Genomic DNA, 15,699 nt, shown 5'->3' with positions numbered 1-15,699 from the left:
GCCATCTTACATTATAGCCTAGGTACAAAGCTTTTAAAAGTATTCTGCTTAACCATTGACCTGGAAATTTATATCCTATACTATAAAAACATACTAAACAGGAGGGATACCTATGCCAAATATAGAAAAACTTAAGCAATTTTTTGCTAAAGATCTTTTTGCACTTTCTCTAGGTATTGAAATTGTAGACATAAAAGAACACCAAGCGACTTGTGAACTCATACTAAAGGAAACCCATTATAATGCTGGTGGAAGTGTACAAGGTGGCGTACTTTTCACCCTAGGAGATTTTGCCTTTGCTGTTGCTAGTAATTCGGCAGGCTTTTTAACAGTCTCACTTAATAATACCATCTCTTATTTTTCACCTCCCAAGGGGAATAAACTCACTGCTACTGCAACACGTTTAAATAGTACAAAACGTACTTGTATTTATGAGGTCTCATTACTGGATACCTATGACACTTTAGTTGCCAAAATGACTGTAACAGGATATATCAAAGACATCCCTCTCGATGTGGTATAAATTTCAATAATTTTATATATAAAAAGGAGTAGCCTCTTACAAATTGCTACTCCTTTTTCCTATTTCATTAAGCTAAACTTACATTCATATCTATAACAAGAGCCCTCATATTGTCCTTAACCGTGTCTTTAGTACATCCTCTAAAGTCATTACCAAACATATCATAAACATTACTTGCAATATTAATCATAGGTAAACGGCCATACATTTTTTCACCATCTGTTAGAATGGCATGCTGAACAGGATAACCAAAGTTTCCTTCTGGTGTATAGTCTCCTCCACTTGCCATTACAACAAGTACTCCCATCTCACCATTCAATAATTCTTTAAGTGTTTTATCTGACGGTTCAACATAGGTATCGGTTAGTCCTAGCATGGGTACACCATCGTAGTCACATACGCTACTTCCCGTATAATCGTAACCATAGACTCTTGCAGTCTTTTTATCTGTATAAGGTGTTACGATTTTACCTTTTTCTATTAAATTAAATGTATAATCAGGATTAATACGCCCTTGGGCATCAAAGAAAGGTGTACCATAAGCTTCTTTTGTACTTTGTCCATATGTAAAATGCTCATTAAACTTTTGCTCACCTATACAATCTTTAAAAAGAGAACTTGACCTTCCTACACTTTCTCCATTTAGCTCTTGACGAAGCTTACTTTCTACTAATTGTAAATCAACAATGACTGGCATCTTATCTTGTTTAGGCAGTGCGACTTCCGTTCCATAACAGCCTACAATATGTTCAAATTCTTTTTGAAGTTTTTCTGGATTCCACTCTCTATCTATTTGGAATACACCTGTATCAAATACATTGACTGAATGTTCTTCTCTAACCAAAAGACTTGTTATAATAACCAAGTCTCGACTACATAAATTAAGACCACAATCATTTTTAAGTGTAACACAAGTTTCTTCCATATTAATCTTATTAGAAAAACTATAGTTTGGATAACTACGTCTTAAGTAATTCAAGAAGTTTTCAACTTCTTGAATAAAATCTACTTCATCAAATTCAATTTCACGAAGATCCATATACTCATCACAATCTTTAGCGACTTCTTCTTCATAAGGTATTTTTAAACTTAAATTAGCAATAGCCTCTTTTTCTAATTCCCCTAAATCTACTGTTCCAATACCACCAGCAACACCAATATAACCTTTATCATAAACTCTATAGCCTGTTTTAGTAATATTTTTCTTTCTTACTGACTCTAATTTACTATCTACTACATTTAATGAAATTTGTTTAACTGTCCTTGTGTAGATTTCTTTAATCATGTCTGTACCCCCTATTGTACGTCTAGATTTTGCACTCTAATATATGGTCCTCCAAAGCCTACTGGTAAAGGATATTGTTCCATTTTTCCGCAACCTCCACCTGTAAAGCTAAAAATTTCAACTTCATCGGAAATCCCATCAATAAGATGTAAGGTTTCCATTACATTTCCTGTTACAACAGCTACTGTAACAGGTTCCGCTATTTTGCCCTCACGAATTCTATAGGCTCTTTTAGGTGCAAGTGTAAAAGCTGTCATCCCTGAACCATGGGAAATATCATCTACATAGATCCCATCTTTCACTCCTGCAAAAAGTTCTTCTTTTGTGAGTGGCCCCTTATCAATATAAGTTGTTGTCATTCTAACAATAGGCTCAAACTCAAAGTTCATTGCACGTCCATTCCCTGTTACAGTTTCCTCTAATAGACCGGCTGTAGCAGTAGTATGCAACCTGCCTGCTAACTTACCATCACGAATCAAATAGTTCACTTTAGCAGTATTACCTTCATCATCATAAGGTGTATAACCCGATCCTACTAAATCTCCACGGTCTATAATATTTAAAGTATCTACACCTACAACTTTACCAATAGCCCATTCTGCTTTCATGGTTTCACTACCAAGCATCAAGTCCGCTTCGCTCTTATGTCCAAAGCTTTCATGAGCAAAAACACCGGATGCTGTTGGTGAAAAGACTACGGTATACTTTCCAGGTTCTACAGCTACTGCCTCTTTTATATAGGTACAGTCTTTTTTAATATTTTCTTCTACTTGATTATGTAATGTTTTAAGTGCTTCAAAGTTTTCTTGTGAAGTATTATAAGCATTATCAAAACGTTTCCCTTCTACGTTTAATGTATAAGCTACAATAATCCCAGCAGTCTCTTTGTCATACTTAATATTTGCTCCCTTACTTGAACAAAAAGTCTTACGAACAGATTTACCTATGTATCTAATATGATATTCCTTAACTTCACTAAACTTTTTGACTGTGTTTCCATATGCTTGAAGTAAACCAAACTGATCTTCTTTAGAAACATTTCTTAAAGTGTCTTCTTCAAACTTCATACAACTTTCTTGATGAACTTCTAACCCCATAACAGTTGGATGCTCCATAATCTGTGGGTTAGGTGTTGCCATCTGAGCTAACAATTGAATTTCTTCATCTATTTGCTCAAGTTGGGTTGTTGAACTATAGTACCATTTGTCTCCGTCAAATATACGGATAAATGCCCCTTTGTACTGGCGTTGTTTGTTTTCTTTCAGCGTATCATTTTGTAATCTAGCCTGTGCTTCAAAGACATCCTCAATACGCACATCTGTATACAAATCTTTTGGAAAATTAAACATAGCAAACCCCCTTTTACTTTTTTTAGACTCTTCCATTATAATCCAAATAATTACCCTTGTATATACAACACCTCATAATCAGCATTTTCCATTAATTCATTAAATATTAGTATTTTTAGGCTTATATAAAAATTTTTATTACAAAAAATACGTTGTATCTGACGAATCAGAATACAACGTATTTACTATTTTTCAATATGTGTATGTTCTACTGCTGCAAATAAAATATCATTGTATGCCCAATGTGTTGATTCTAAATCACTAAACTGATTTTGAATTTCAGCATCGCTACAATCTCTTTCAAAAATGCTATTGAGTGCTGTTACAGCTTCTGCACGTGAAATTGTATTGTCTGAATTAAATGTCACGACTTTTCTTGTCTTTCTAATTTGTTGTATTTTCTCAACCATACTTTGTGCTTCATTTTTTGTAATTGCATCAAATGGTCTAAATGTGCCATCTGCATAACCTGATACAATTCCAAGACTTTCTAGGTAACCTACGTAAGCATTACTGTAACGATTTGGACGGATATCTTCAAAAGAAGAAAGATCCCCGTGTTCATTTCCTTCTAATAATAGACGTGCGACCATTGTTGCAAACTCTTCACGTGTTACTGCACGTTCTGCTCTAAATGTACCATCTTCATAGCCTACTATATAAGGTAAATGTTTAATTTCTTTAGGTTCTTCTGGTTTAGTTGGTGGTTCTGGTACTTCAGGACAAACTGGTGGTTTTGGAAAGCTTGGCCAATTAATATCTGGGCACTCTTTATCTGGTTGACTTGGTTGTGGTACATAAAGGTTTTCTTCATCATCACAACCTGTTTCATAAGCATATGCTGGTACTTGTGTTATTGCTAAAGCCCCTAGAATGAGTGTTGCTACAACTTTTTTATATTTTAAGAATTTCATTTAAAACCCCTCCTCTTATTCTCGCTAGGCTAAATTATAACTTACCCCTTGACAGCATGTCCATGTTTTAGGAGTAATTACAAATCATTACCAATCCCTATGAAATTTTATTTGTTATATTTTAATGCTTACAAGACTTAATCTATTTTGCACTTTACAATTTTCCTCTTTTTGTATGTTCAATTTCGCTATATTTTTTTATAGTTAGGAGATACTAACTTTAATTCTTAGTAGAGGAGGTAAACATTATGTCACAATTAACAGCAAAAGAGCTTTCATGTTTTCAAGACTTATTAAGTGGCGAAGAACTACTTATTAAAAAGTTTAAAATGTTAGCAGATGCTACAACTGATGCAGAACTTAAAAATCAGTTTACAGACATTGCTAATCACCATCAACAACACTTTGACACAATTTATGCACAACTTCAATAGGAGGAACTACTATGAGCAATATTCCTGGATTTACAGAAAAAGAAATCTTAGCTGATGCTTTAGAAGCTCAAAAATCTGCTACAGCTCTTTATAATCTCATTGCTAACGAATGTGCAACAAAAGAGCTTAAAGATACTATGGTCAATCTATTAAACGATGAACACAATTTACAATATGGTGTATTTACATCTATGCACAATCGTGGATTTTATCCTACACCAGCTGCAGAACAACAAAAGGTAGATCAAGCTAAACAAACCTTTGCACCTCAAGCACATTGCAACTGCTAAAAATATTTATATAAAAAGAGGATGAGTAGCTAATCTACTCATCCTCTTTTTATGCTAAAAATAAGTCATAGCCAATCTTAACCATAAGTAAAGCTAACACAAGCATAAACATAGGTCTTATAATCTTCTTACCACCTTTAATTGCGAGTCCTGCTCCAATCCAGTTCCCTGCAATCCCAAATAGTGCTGCTGGGATTCCTATGCTCCACACAATCTTTCCATGGAGTGCAAAGGTAATAAACGCTGCTACATTAGAAGCTAAGTTTACAACTTTTGCATTCCCTGATGCTGTAATTAAGTCAAAGCCTATGATACCTGTATAAATCAAGATTAAAAAAGTACCTGTTCCAGGTCCAAAGAATCCGTCATATATACCAATGATAAATCCTGAAAGAATAGAGAGTACTATAACTTTCACACGATTCTCTTCTTGTAATGACTCATTCTCACCAAAATCCTTTTTAAAAAGAAGAAAAATTGCAATAATAGGTAATAAAACGAGCATAGTATAACTTAAATAACGCTCATCAATTACCATATTAATCATTGCCCCAAGAGGAGAGCCAACAAGTGCCGCCCCTGCTGATGTAAATGCTGCTATGTAGTGAATCTTTTTGTTCTTCATAAATCTAAACGTAGAAAGCAATGTACCAAATGTAGAAGAACATTTATTGGTACCAGTCGCTAAGTGAGGTGGTAAACCAGCTACCATATATGCTGGTAAGGAAATGATACCACCTCCTCCCACCATAGCATCAATTAGACCTGCTAAAAAAACTAATGGACATATCACAATCAACATTTTTATAAAATCCATATTTATCCCTTTTCTATCTATACATTAATTTTCTTTCTGATTGGTTACCTGTAACCATAATGAATGACTCCTTGGAAACTCTATACGTCCCAACATTTTAAGTAACTTCTTTAACTCATTTTCTTTAATATCCTTATAAACTTTATTCTCAAAACCTTCTTCATAGACATTAACTTGTTCATCTTTTAACCGCTCTATGGTAAGGCTTCTGTCTTTCTTATAGGTTTTAATAATGATGCATTGTCCCTCTTCTAGTTTTTTAAGCCGTTTCATCGTTGTTTCAATAAAATTGTCTTTTGTTATCATAAATCTTATTGCTTACCTTTATTCTTTGCTTCTTTTACCGCAAGTTTTGCCATTTCAAGTGCACCTTCTCTTGTTTGATTTCCACAGATAAATAAGTTTGGATGGCAAAATACGCATCCTTCAATACCAGTCAAATGTGAAAGCTCATCCTCTCGTTTAGCCCCCCAACTTACTGGTAAATCTACACGTGATTCAAAACTATCCTTTTGTTTAGGTACCGTTTGAACACGATAAGAACCTGCAATATCTTGGAATACTACAAACCATACAGCTTCATCTGTATCTTGTTCTAAAAGTAGGTCTTTCCATTTTACAGATTGAGTAAGTTCTAAAATATGTGTTTCATGGATAGGTTGCGTCTTTAGTGCTTCTTCTATATAATAGGCACTTTCATAATACTCTCCAAAACGTATCACTAATCGGCTTAAATAATAGTTTGCAAAATTTATCGCATCAAAGAAGGCTTGATCTACTGTGCGTTCTTCATGTGCTAATGGCATAAATCCACTAATGACTTGTGAAAGTGTTGTAACAGGGGATTCAAACGTATTAAGGGCAATACCATTATCTCCTGCATCAATTTGAATAATAAATTCATCTGCCACTTTTTTTGCTAATGTTTCTTGTTCTTTCACCTTTAAATGAGGACACATTTTAGCTACATAGTCTTTTCCAAAATCTCTCCAAAGTAAACCAAAAGCACAATAAGGAATCCCATCTTCTCTTAATTCCTTATCCATTTGATGATGGTCGTAACGTCCTTCTCCAACATCTGCAACTAAATCACATATTGCAAGTTCCTTTTCATCTCTTGTACGAATGACCTCTACATCTGGATATAATCCTTTAATCAAAGCAACACCGAATACTTCATCCGCATGAAAGACACCATTATGAACAGCCATTTTTTTTATATTCGTCATTTTCTTCCTCCTCATGTGTCTTTTTACACATCTAACTTGCATTATACTTGTTCTTTTTCCTATTAAAAAGGCTATAATGCTATACATTTTTCTATTTTACACTTTTTTTAACGAAAAAGGTAGTAACTTATGCTTGACTTTTCATCTAAAGGATATAATAATTACAGAGATTGCACCCTTTATTTCCTTACTTTATATATGGATTTAAATACATATGTTAAAAAAGGAAATTTAAATATAGATAAGGATGGTTGAATATGTCACAAGCAAATACTATGGATGAAATCCAAAAAAGAAGAACCTTTGCCATCATTTCTCACCCTGATGCTGGTAAAACAACATTAACTGAAAAATTCCTTCTTTACGGAGGAGCGATCCGTACTGCAGGTTCTGTTAAATCTAGAAGAACGCAAAAACATGCTGTATCTGACTGGATGGAAATCGAAAAGCAAAGAGGGATCTCTGTTACATCAAGTGTACTCCAATTTAACTATGATGGTTTCTGTATCAATATTCTTGATACACCTGGACATCAAGACTTCAGTGAGGATACTTACCGTACACTTGTTGCGGCTGATAGTGCTGTAATGGTTATCGACTCTGCAAAAGGGGTCGAAGAACAAACAAAAAAACTTTTCAAAGTTTGTAAAATGCGTGGGATTCCCATCTTTACTTTCATCAACAAATTAGATGCACAAGGTAAAGATCCACTTGAGCTTATTGAAGATATCGAAAATGCTCTTGGTATTCGTGCTTTCCCTATGGATTGGCCTATTGGTTGTGGTAAAGGCTTTAAAGGTGTTTACAACCGTCTTAAAAAACATATTGAGCTTTTTGATGATGGTGACCATGGTCAATCTATCGTTAATACAGTAGAATGTGATTTACAAGACGAAAACTTAGCAGATCTTTTAGGACAAGATTTACATGAAAAACTTCTTGAAGATATTGAACTTTTAGATATGGCTGGTGATGACTATAGCTTAGATCAAATCTTAGCTGGAGAACTTACACCTGTATTCTTTGGTAGTGCTATGACAAACTTTGGGGTTGAACCTTTCCTTAAAGCCTTCTTAGACATTACTCAACCACCTCAACCACGTAAAAGTAACTTAGGTGATGTACAACCAACAAAAGATTACTTCTCAGGCTTCATCTTCAAAATCCAAGCAAATATGAATCCAGCACATCGTGACCGTATTGCTTTCCTTCGTATTTGTTCAGGTAAATTTGAAAAAGGTATGATGACCAACCTTGTTCAAAAAAATAAAAAAGTAAAACTTGCTCAACCTCAACAATTCTTAGCACAAGATCGTGCTATGGTTGAAGAAGCTTATCCTGGAGATATTATTGGTATCCACGATCCTGGTATCTTTAATATTGGAGATACCCTTTGTAGTTCTGACCTTAAACTTCAATATGAAGGTATTCCACAATTTGCTCCTGAACACTTTATGAAAATATCAACAATCAATGCGCTTAAACGTAAACAATTCTTAAAAGGTGTTTCTCAACTTGCAGAAGAAGGTTCTATTCAAGTCTTTAAACCTCGCTTCACAGGTGCTGAAGAACTTATTATAGGAGTTGTAGGCGTACTTCAATTTGAAGTTCTTGAATATCGTCTTAACAATGAATATGGCGTAGAAATTAAAAAGCAACACTTACCATATAACTATATTCGTTGGATTGAACAAGAAAACTATGATCCTTCTAAATTTAAATTGACATCAGATGCTATCGTAGCAGAAACTGAAGATGGCAATCCAGTATTACTTTGCCAATACGAATGGTCTATCCGTCAAGTTATTGAACGTAATGAAGGGGTTGTGCTTCACGAGACACATCTTAGAACAAACTAACAAAAAGACACTCAAAATTTGAGTGTCTTTTTATGTTTATAATTGGCTCATTACTAGTATATCATTTTCTTTTATAATCGTTTGACCATTGGGAATTAATACATTATCCTCTCGTTTGATGAGAATAATTAATTTTTCAGGTCCAAGTGCTATTTGAGATAAAGATTTTCCTAACCAGTCGTTACCTTTTTCAACTTCTACTTCTGTAAGGTAAATACCTAACTCTTCTTCCAATGAAAGTGCACTAAGTATGACGCAGTCCCCAGCTTGAATAAGTGTATGCCCTTTAGGCACAATACGTCTATCTCCTCTTAGAATTAAGACTAATAGAACATCTGGTAATAAGGGAATATCTTTTATTTTTTTGCCGTTCCATGAATGATTTGATGTTATAGGGAGTTTTATAAATTGTACAGGTACTTCATCTGAATAATCACTAAATGTTTTCAAAACATTATCTTCATCATCAATCATATCCCATTTTTTTGCCATAAAAGGTATAAGGGATCCTTGCAGACTTATTGAAAAAAGGACAATAAAAAATACCATATGGAAAATATCATTTTTCATATAAGTTGGGCTAACAGTAGCCATAATTGCAAAAACAATTGAAGCCGCCCCTCTTAATCCTGACCACGAAACAAGTAGCTTTTGATTTAATGTCCCCTTAAATGGTGATAAAATTGCAAAGACTACTAAAGGGCGGGCAATAAAGGTTAAAAAAATTGCAATAGCCAATGAAGGAAGTAAGATTGCAGGGAGCTGAGATGGAAACGCTAAAAGGCCCAGTAAAAAGAAGATTAACATTTGCATAAGCCCTGTTACCCCATCGAAGAAATGAACAAGAGACTTTTTGTTAGGAATAGATTGATTACCTAAAATAATACCTAAAATATAAACACTTAAATAACCATTCCCACCAATAAGAGTAGATAGAGCATAAGCAATCAGTGGCATACTAAATACAAATATTGTATCAAATCCATCTGTAGAAAACTTTATTTTGGTTAGTATCCATACAGCTACTACAGCAACCACTATCCCCAGTAAGATACCATATACAAGCTGTGCAAAAATCATATAAGTAAGTTGACCACCACTTAACTCACCACTCATAGTAGCTAAACATATAACCGTTAACATATAGGAACATGGGTCATTACTTCCACTTTCTACTTCTAGCATTGAAGCTGTATTATCTTTCAAATTAAGACGTTTTGAACGTAATATTGAAAACACAGAAGCTGCATCGGTTGAACTTATTACAGAACCGATAAGTAAACTCTCAAAGAATTCAAACCCTAAGACATAGAAGCAAAAAAGCCCTGTTATGAATGCTGTCAATATAACACCAATTGTTGATAGTAAAACAGATTTTATAGCAATAGGTCGAGCCTGATTCCAATTGGTACCAAATCCACCATAAAACATAATAAAGATTAAAGCTACTGAACAAATTTGTTCAGCAATCACATAATTATCAAAGGGTATTTTTACTACACCATCTGACCCAAATAGCATTCCTAAAATAATAAAAGCAAGTAACATAGGGATACCTAATTTACTAGAAATTTTATTGAGCAGGATACATATTAATATGACACATGCTATTAATAAAATATATAACGACATTTTTACCTCCTTCTATTTATTGAATAATTTATATTTTCATTAGAAGCTATTCAAGATATAATAAAAGACTGTTTAAAACAGTCTTTTATTATATCTTATTTATTTAAAGCATCAAGAGCTGCTTTGTAGTCTGGTTCATTTGTAACCTCACTACAATATTCTACATATACTACTTCGTCCTCTTCATTAATAACAAAAACTGCTCGAGTAAGTAAGCCCAGTTCTTCAATATAAGTTCCAAAGTTATGTGCAAAACTATGATCTTTATAATCTGATAAGGTCATTACCTTATCTACACCCTTTGCACCACACCATCTAGCTTGTGCAAAAGGTAAGTCCATAGAAATGACATAAACTTTAGCCCCTTTTAAGTTAACTGCCTCTTCATTAAAACGACGTACTTCTAAGTCGCAAACATCTGTATCAATCGAAGGTACACTCACATAAATACGCTTTCCCTTAAAAGTCTCTGCAGATACAGTTTCTAAACTGTTATTTACTGCTAAGAAATCTGGAACGCGTTCACCAACTTTGACCTCATGACCTGCTAAAGTAATCGGATTACCTTGAAATGTAACTGGCATAAGCCACCCCTTCTCTTTATCATCATTTAATAATAACTTTCTAAGTTATTATAATGAGTTCAAGAAAAATTTATTCAATGTAAGTTCCTTTTAATCCTTATGGTAAAATATTGCCTGCTGCTCTATAAATTTCATACCATTCTTGTCTTGTAAGTTCAATTTCAGTTCCTTTAGCGATTGCTTTAAGACGTTCATGATTCGTTGTTCCTACAATTGTTTGAATACGAGCTGGATGTCTTAAGATCCAAGCTACAGCAAGTGCACTATTGGTAATACCTTTTTCAGCTGCAATACGGTCAATAACTTGATTAAGCTCTGGGAACTTAGGATTATCTAAAAATACACCTTCAAAGAAACCATATTGGAAGGGTGACCAAGCTTGAATCGTAATATCTTCAAGACGACAGTAATCTAACACACTACCGTCACGGTTTACTGCAGCTGCATTTTCCATATTCACATTAAGCCCTGCATCCATCATTGTTGTATTGGTAATACTTAGTTGAAGTTGATTAATAATAATTTTTTCATCTAAATAGCGATTTAAAAGTGCCATTTGCATAGGATTTTGATTACTTACTCCAAAGTGACGTACTTTACCACTTTCACGAAGTGTACGGAAAGCTTCTGCTACTTCTTCTGGTTCCATTAAAGTATCTGGACGATGAAGTAAAAGAACATCTACATAGTCCATTCCTAAACGTTGTAAACTTTTATCTACTGATGATAAAATATGCTCTTTTGAGAAGTCAAAGAACCCTGGACGAATACCACATTTTGTTTGAATCACTAGATCTTCTCTTTTAATTGAAGTTTCTTTTAATGCTTTTCCAAATAAAGACTCTGATTCACCTTGTCCATATATATCTGCATGATCATAAAAATCAATACCAACTTCATGAGCTGTTTCTATCAATGTACGTACTTCTTCTACTGTATGACCAGCCATACGCATACAGCCTAATGAAATTTCTGAACCATGTAGGCTACTTGTTCCAAGTTTAATGCTCTTCATATGCATCGCCTCTTTCTTATCTATTATAGAATTTATTATTTTTATACTTTATTTCATACTCTTCTATTATATAAGATTTTACTACTTTTTTACAAGTTTAGGATAATACAAGGATGAGTATCATTTTATCTATTGATTTATCTGGATGAAGCAATAGATATGACAAAACGCACAAAAACCAACCCCAATCGTCTCCCTCTTAAACACATAGACAGGCTCAACTCACATCTATTAGTGTTCCTTTGGTGAAAGGGATGCTTTGCATTTATCATTGCTTTTACTTTATTCATTTGCTCCCCTCCCTCTTCTATTATACATAAATAAAATATTAATTTATGATATTAAAAATAAAAAAGATATAGAAACCGAAGTCTCTATATCTTTTTACTATTCTTTATCATATTCATCTAAAAAACTATGGTCTTTTCCATCTTTACGATATCCTATAATGGTTTCTAGATTCACATTATGGACACTTCTAAAGATATTCATATCAATATGAGGATTTGTTTGTCTAAACTTCTTCACAAGATTTTTCATTTCTTGGCGTTTAGAACCGCCACCTTGATCACCTAATAAGCAGCTTTCTGTTAAACGACATGCACATTGAATAAAACGTAAATCATGTGTATTTTTCCATGCAATAATATCTTCTTCCTTTACTAAATAAAGCGGACGAATAAGTTCCATACCTGGGTGGTTGGTACTATGCAGCTTTGGCATCATGGTTTTGATTTCTCCACCATAAAGCATACTCATTAAAATCGTCTCAATAGCATCATCAAAATGATGACCTAAAGCAATTTTATTACATCCTATAGACTGTGCATATTTATAAAGGTAACCACGTCTCATTCTTGCACATAAATAGCAAGGTGTTTCATCTACTTCTGCTACTACTTCAAATATATTACTTTCAAAAATCTTAATTGGAATATTTAAGTACTCTGCGTTATCAATAATCACTTGACGGTTATAGGCATTATAGCCTGGATCCATAACAACAAATTCTAATTCAAAATTACGTTTTCCATGACGGTAAAGCTCTTGCATACATTTTGCAAGAAGCATAGAGTCTTTCCCTCCAGAAATACATACCATAATCTTGTCGCCATCTTTAATCAGTTCATAATCATTCACTGCACGAACAAACTTTGTCCAGATGGTTTTACGATACTTTTTAATAATACTACGTTCAATTACCTCATATTTTTCAAGTTCTCTTTTCATCTTCATATCCTTATCTGATTTATCATTAAATATACGTATTTGTATTAATCTCTCTTTCCCTCTAGAAACTTGCTAAAACTTGTCCTAGCTGAACTAAAAAGGCTTTGACTTCTTCCTCAGTAGTTAAATGACTTAAACTTATTCTTAATGTTGATAAAGCCATTTTACGATCTTTTGTAATGGCATATACTGGTCTAGAAGGACTATTTAAAGTACAACATGCTGACTTAGTTGCTACATAGATTTCACGTTCTGCCAATCTTTCTTGTACTTCACGTGCTTTAATCCCTATAATACTTAAGTTTAAAATATAAGGACTTCCTTCTAGCGGGCTATTAATGATTACATTTTTATAAGCTCCAAGACCTTTTCTTAAATGGTCATTGAGTCTAGATACATATTCATAACGTGTTTCTCTCGTTGTTTCTGCCAACTTTAAAGCCTCACCTAAGCTTCCAATAAGAGCGAGGGTTGGTGTACCACTTCTAAAGGCTGTCGTGCTTGTCCCTCCATGGATAATAGGCTCTAACATGACTTTATCCTTTTTGATTAGGACGCCACAACCATTTAATCCATAAAATTTATGAGCTGAGAAAGTTAAAAGATCAACATGTTCCATTGGCACTTTTACTTTACCTATAGCTTGTGTTGCATCCACATGTAAAAGACAATGAGGGTATTTGCTATCTAGAAGTTCACGTATCTTACTTATTGGCTGTCTTGCACCAAGCTCACTATCTACTTCACTAAGTGCAATCATAATGGTATCTGACCTTAATAAACTTTTAAGATGCTCTAAATCAATTTCACCATTTGGCAAAATGTCTACAAACTCAATTTCATAGCCTTCGTTATGCAGTGAAGTGGCTGTACTTGATACAGATGAGTGTTCTAGATAAGTTGTAATAATATGTTTACCATATCTCTTATAATAATGACACGCTCCAATAATAGCTAAATTATTAGATTCTGTGGCACCAGACGTATAAATAATTTCTGATGGTTTAACTTCTAATAACAAAGCAATTTCTGCTGTATAATCATCTAATTTATCTTTTGCTGCCTTCCCTAACGTATGTGCTGCATTAGGATTGGCAATATATTCAGTAGAAAGTTTTGTAAAGCTTTCTAATACTTTTGGATCTACAGGGGTATTTGCTGCATAGTCTAAATAAAGCATAAGTCTACCTCTCTTTTTATATACTCTGCCCTTCATCATAAAATTTATCAAGCTTTTTGTCAATACGAAAGGATTTACACGTGATTTTGTTATCTATATATTTTCTTAATGTCTCTTCATTATACTTAAACTAATAGATAAAGACTTTGAAAGGAGCTTTAATATGAAAGAAAAACTCAAACAATTCATGATTGGACGCTATGGTGTAGATCAACTAGGACTTGCCATCTTTACAACAACTTTTATAGTTGCTATTTTAGGTCTCTTTACACGCAGTATCATCCTGACTGTATTAACTATTGCCCTTCTTGTTCTCTTTTACTACCGATCACTTTCTAAAAACCTTTATAAACGTCAACAAGAAAACTTTAAGTTTATACGTTTTTATACGCCTATTCAAAAGCAACTCAACATTTATAAAAAGCGTTTTAAAGAACGTAAGACTTATAAATACTTCAAATGTAATCATTGTCATCAAACCCTTCGTGTACCTCGTGGAAAAGGAAAAATTTGTATTACCTGTCCAAAATGTAAGCAAGAACTTCACAAACGTTCTTAATAACTCCATATAAAAGAGGTGATGCCTTCTTATTGGCATCACCTCTTTTATCATTCACTCCTCTTGATTTTTAAATAAGCTTTTATGACTTCTATACATTTCTCATAGCCTAGCGCACTACTGTCCAAGCATAAATCATAATTATTTGCATCTTTCCAATCTTGCCCTGTAAAATAATGATAATAAGCTGCACGACGTTTATCTGTTGTTAAAATATACTGTTTAGGATTTTTGACAGGTGCAATCTTCTCTACTCCTTGTATACAAGCTTCTAATGGTGCATGAATATAGACAGAAATGACCTGCTCATCATCTTTAAGTATATAATCTGCACAACGCCCAATAATGACACATGATTCTTTCATAGCTAATTCTTTAATTATTTTGGCTTGATAATTAAAAAGATTTTCGTTTGAAACAAAGTCATCCCTATCTGGTGGTATAATTTCTCCTTTATACACATTTTTTGCAACCTTATAAAGTAATGTATTCTTCACTTTTTCATCTGCTTCTATAAATAGCTGTTCATTAATGCCACTATCATCCGAAGCCAGTCTTAGTAAGTTGCGATCATAATATGGAATATCTAAGTCTGCTGCAAGCATTTTCCCTATTGTACGTCCTCCACTTCCATACCCTCTTGCAATTGTAATAACAAAGTTCTTCATGCCATTCCCTCCATTTTATAAACTCATATTTTTCATCCTATACTTCTATACTTTTCAAATGACTTATTCCTTATATGCTTATTTAAATCATAAAAAAAATATAACCACCCTCATTTTTCTTGCATAAAATG

Annotated in this window: 17 protein-coding genes; 5 read left to right on the top strand and 12 right to left on the bottom strand. The window is 33.7% G+C overall.

The window, feature by feature from the left end; translation table 11 throughout:
* Positions 1-112: 112 nt before the first annotated feature.
* Positions 113-523 carry a PaaI family thioesterase gene (locus PBV87_RS16525; RefSeq protein ID WP_053984025.1) on the top strand — a complete coding sequence of 137 codons (411 nt, stop codon included), beginning with the start codon at positions 113-115 and terminating at the stop codon, positions 521-523.
* Positions 524-590: 67 nt separating this feature from the next.
* Here the strand turns inward: PBV87_RS16525 and PBV87_RS16520 are convergent, their stop codons facing one another.
* The 3 genes from PBV87_RS16520 to PBV87_RS16510 all read right to left on the bottom strand — a co-directional run bounded on the left by PBV87_RS16520 (position 591) and on the right by PBV87_RS16510 (position 4,071).
* A complete protein-coding gene (locus tag PBV87_RS16520) occupies positions 591-1,808 on the bottom strand; it encodes a metallopeptidase TldD-related protein (RefSeq protein WP_053984026.1) in 1,218 nt (405 codons plus the stop codon).
* An 11-nt stretch (positions 1,809-1,819) separates the two neighbouring features.
* On the bottom strand, positions 1,820-3,157 hold the full coding sequence (locus PBV87_RS16515; protein WP_271012993.1) for a TldD/PmbA family protein: 1,338 nt from the start codon (positions 3,155-3,157) through the stop codon (positions 1,820-1,822).
* A gap of 185 nt (positions 3,158-3,342) precedes the next feature.
* Positions 3,343-4,071: an S-layer homology domain-containing protein gene (locus PBV87_RS16510; protein WP_053984028.1), complete on the bottom strand. Its 729-nt coding sequence runs from the start codon at positions 4,069-4,071 to the stop codon at positions 3,343-3,345.
* A gap of 248 nt (positions 4,072-4,319) precedes the next feature.
* Between PBV87_RS16510 and PBV87_RS16505 the strand changes: the two genes are divergently transcribed.
* Positions 4,320-4,505: a hypothetical protein gene (locus tag PBV87_RS16505; RefSeq protein ID WP_053984029.1), complete on the top strand. Its 186-nt coding sequence runs from the start codon at positions 4,320-4,322 to the stop codon at positions 4,503-4,505.
* 11 nt (positions 4,506-4,516) lie between these two features.
* Entirely contained in the window at positions 4,517-4,795 is a 279-nt protein-coding gene (locus tag PBV87_RS16500) for a spore coat protein (protein ID WP_053984030.1), read from the top strand.
* 49 nt (positions 4,796-4,844) lie between these two features.
* Here the strand turns inward: PBV87_RS16500 and PBV87_RS16495 are convergent, their stop codons facing one another.
* From PBV87_RS16495 to PBV87_RS16485, 3 genes are read right to left on the bottom strand one after another with little or no spacing between them, the layout of a single operon-like run.
* A complete protein-coding gene (locus PBV87_RS16495; protein ID WP_271012992.1) occupies positions 4,845-5,612 on the bottom strand; it encodes a sulfite exporter TauE/SafE family protein in 768 nt (255 codons plus the stop codon).
* Positions 5,613-5,636: 24 nt separating this feature from the next.
* Positions 5,637-5,918 carry a hypothetical protein gene (locus PBV87_RS16490; RefSeq protein ID WP_271012991.1) on the bottom strand — a complete coding sequence of 94 codons (282 nt, stop codon included), beginning with the start codon at positions 5,916-5,918 and terminating at the stop codon, positions 5,637-5,639.
* Between the two features lie 5 nt (positions 5,919-5,923).
* On the bottom strand, positions 5,924-6,841 hold the full coding sequence (locus tag PBV87_RS16485) for an MYG1 family protein (RefSeq protein WP_053984032.1): 918 nt from the start codon (positions 6,839-6,841) through the stop codon (positions 5,924-5,926).
* Positions 6,842-7,098: 257 nt separating this feature from the next.
* Between PBV87_RS16485 and PBV87_RS16480 the strand changes: the two genes are divergently transcribed.
* Positions 7,099-8,700: a peptide chain release factor 3 gene (locus PBV87_RS16480; protein WP_271012990.1), complete on the top strand. Its 1,602-nt coding sequence runs from the start codon at positions 7,099-7,101 to the stop codon at positions 8,698-8,700.
* 36 nt (positions 8,701-8,736) lie between these two features.
* Here the strand turns inward: PBV87_RS16480 and PBV87_RS16475 are convergent, their stop codons facing one another.
* From PBV87_RS16475 to PBV87_RS16455, 5 genes are all read right to left on the bottom strand, one after another.
* The gene (locus tag PBV87_RS16475; protein ID WP_271012989.1) at positions 8,737-10,332 is read right to left on the bottom strand and encodes a potassium/proton antiporter; all 1,596 of its coding nucleotides are present in this window, start codon (positions 10,330-10,332) and stop codon (positions 8,737-8,739) included.
* Between the two features lie 95 nt (positions 10,333-10,427).
* A complete protein-coding gene (gene tpx / locus PBV87_RS16470; protein ID WP_053984035.1) occupies positions 10,428-10,916 on the bottom strand; it encodes a thiol peroxidase in 489 nt (162 codons plus the stop codon).
* A gap of 97 nt (positions 10,917-11,013) precedes the next feature.
* The gene (locus tag PBV87_RS16465) at positions 11,014-11,931 is read right to left on the bottom strand and encodes an aldo/keto reductase (protein ID WP_053984036.1); all 918 of its coding nucleotides are present in this window, start codon (positions 11,929-11,931) and stop codon (positions 11,014-11,016) included.
* Between the two features lie 387 nt (positions 11,932-12,318).
* Complete coding sequence (locus tag PBV87_RS16460) at positions 12,319-13,194, bottom strand: tRNA lysidine(34) synthetase (RefSeq protein ID WP_408633740.1); 876 nt, start codon at positions 13,192-13,194, stop codon at positions 12,319-12,321.
* A 28-nt stretch (positions 13,195-13,222) separates the two neighbouring features.
* Positions 13,223-14,341 (bottom strand): cysteine desulfurase family protein, encoded by a 1,119-nt coding sequence (locus PBV87_RS16455; RefSeq protein ID WP_271012988.1) that lies wholly within the window; start codon positions 14,339-14,341, stop codon positions 13,223-13,225.
* Positions 14,342-14,504: 163 nt separating this feature from the next.
* Here PBV87_RS16455 and PBV87_RS16450 point away from each other — a divergent pair, with 163 nt between their 5' ends.
* Positions 14,505-14,900, top strand: coding sequence for a hypothetical protein (locus PBV87_RS16450; RefSeq protein ID WP_053984040.1), 396 nt, complete (start codon positions 14,505-14,507; stop codon positions 14,898-14,900).
* A gap of 50 nt (positions 14,901-14,950) precedes the next feature.
* On the opposite strand, the gene PBV87_RS16445 is transcribed toward PBV87_RS16450, so the two are convergent.
* Positions 14,951-15,568, bottom strand: coding sequence for a cytidylate kinase-like family protein (locus PBV87_RS16445; RefSeq protein WP_271012987.1), 618 nt, complete (start codon positions 15,566-15,568; stop codon positions 14,951-14,953).
* Positions 15,569-15,699: the final 131 nt, after the last annotated feature.

This window comes from Holtiella tumoricola (genome assembly GCF_027857615.1).
GTDB lineage: Bacteria > Bacillota > Clostridia > Lachnospirales > Cellulosilyticaceae > Holtiella > Holtiella tumoricola.
This window is presented reverse-complemented; position numbering and strand designations above follow the sequence as displayed.

Bases quoted from the DNA above. Each gene is read 5' to 3' on its own strand.
- PBV87_RS16525 (WP_053984025.1), top strand. From the start codon at position 113: ATGCCAAATATAGAAAAACTTAAGCAATTTTTTGCTAAAGATCTTTTT.
- PBV87_RS16520 (WP_053984026.1), bottom strand. From the start codon at position 1,808: ATGATTAAAGAAATCTACACAAGGACAGTTAAACAAATTTCATTAAAT.
- PBV87_RS16515 (WP_271012993.1), bottom strand. From the start codon at position 3,157: ATGTTTAATTTTCCAAAAGATTTGTATACAGATGTGCGTATTGAGGAT.
- PBV87_RS16510 (WP_053984028.1), bottom strand. From the start codon at position 4,071: ATGAAATTCTTAAAATATAAAAAAGTTGTAGCAACACTCATTCTAGGG.
- PBV87_RS16505 (WP_053984029.1), top strand. From the start codon at position 4,320: ATGTCACAATTAACAGCAAAAGAGCTTTCATGTTTTCAAGACTTATTA.
- PBV87_RS16500 (WP_053984030.1), top strand. From the start codon at position 4,517: ATGAGCAATATTCCTGGATTTACAGAAAAAGAAATCTTAGCTGATGCT.
- PBV87_RS16495 (WP_271012992.1), bottom strand. From the start codon at position 5,612: ATGGATTTTATAAAAATGTTGATTGTGATATGTCCATTAGTTTTTTTA.
- PBV87_RS16490 (WP_271012991.1), bottom strand. From the start codon at position 5,918: ATGATAACAAAAGACAATTTTATTGAAACAACGATGAAACGGCTTAAA.
- PBV87_RS16485 (WP_053984032.1), bottom strand. From the start codon at position 6,841: ATGACGAATATAAAAAAAATGGCTGTTCATAATGGTGTCTTTCATGCG.
- PBV87_RS16480 (WP_271012990.1), top strand. From the start codon at position 7,099: ATGTCACAAGCAAATACTATGGATGAAATCCAAAAAAGAAGAACCTTT.
- PBV87_RS16475 (WP_271012989.1), bottom strand. From the start codon at position 10,332: ATGTCGTTATATATTTTATTAATAGCATGTGTCATATTAATATGTATC.
- tpx (WP_053984035.1), bottom strand. From the start codon at position 10,916: ATGCCAGTTACATTTCAAGGTAATCCGATTACTTTAGCAGGTCATGAG.
- PBV87_RS16465 (WP_053984036.1), bottom strand. From the start codon at position 11,931: ATGAAGAGCATTAAACTTGGAACAAGTAGCCTACATGGTTCAGAAATT.
- PBV87_RS16455 (WP_271012988.1), bottom strand. From the start codon at position 14,341: ATGCTTTATTTAGACTATGCAGCAAATACCCCTGTAGATCCAAAAGTA.
- PBV87_RS16450 (WP_053984040.1), top strand. From the start codon at position 14,505: ATGAAAGAAAAACTCAAACAATTCATGATTGGACGCTATGGTGTAGAT.
- PBV87_RS16445 (WP_271012987.1), bottom strand. From the start codon at position 15,568: ATGAAGAACTTTGTTATTACAATTGCAAGAGGGTATGGAAGTGGAGGA.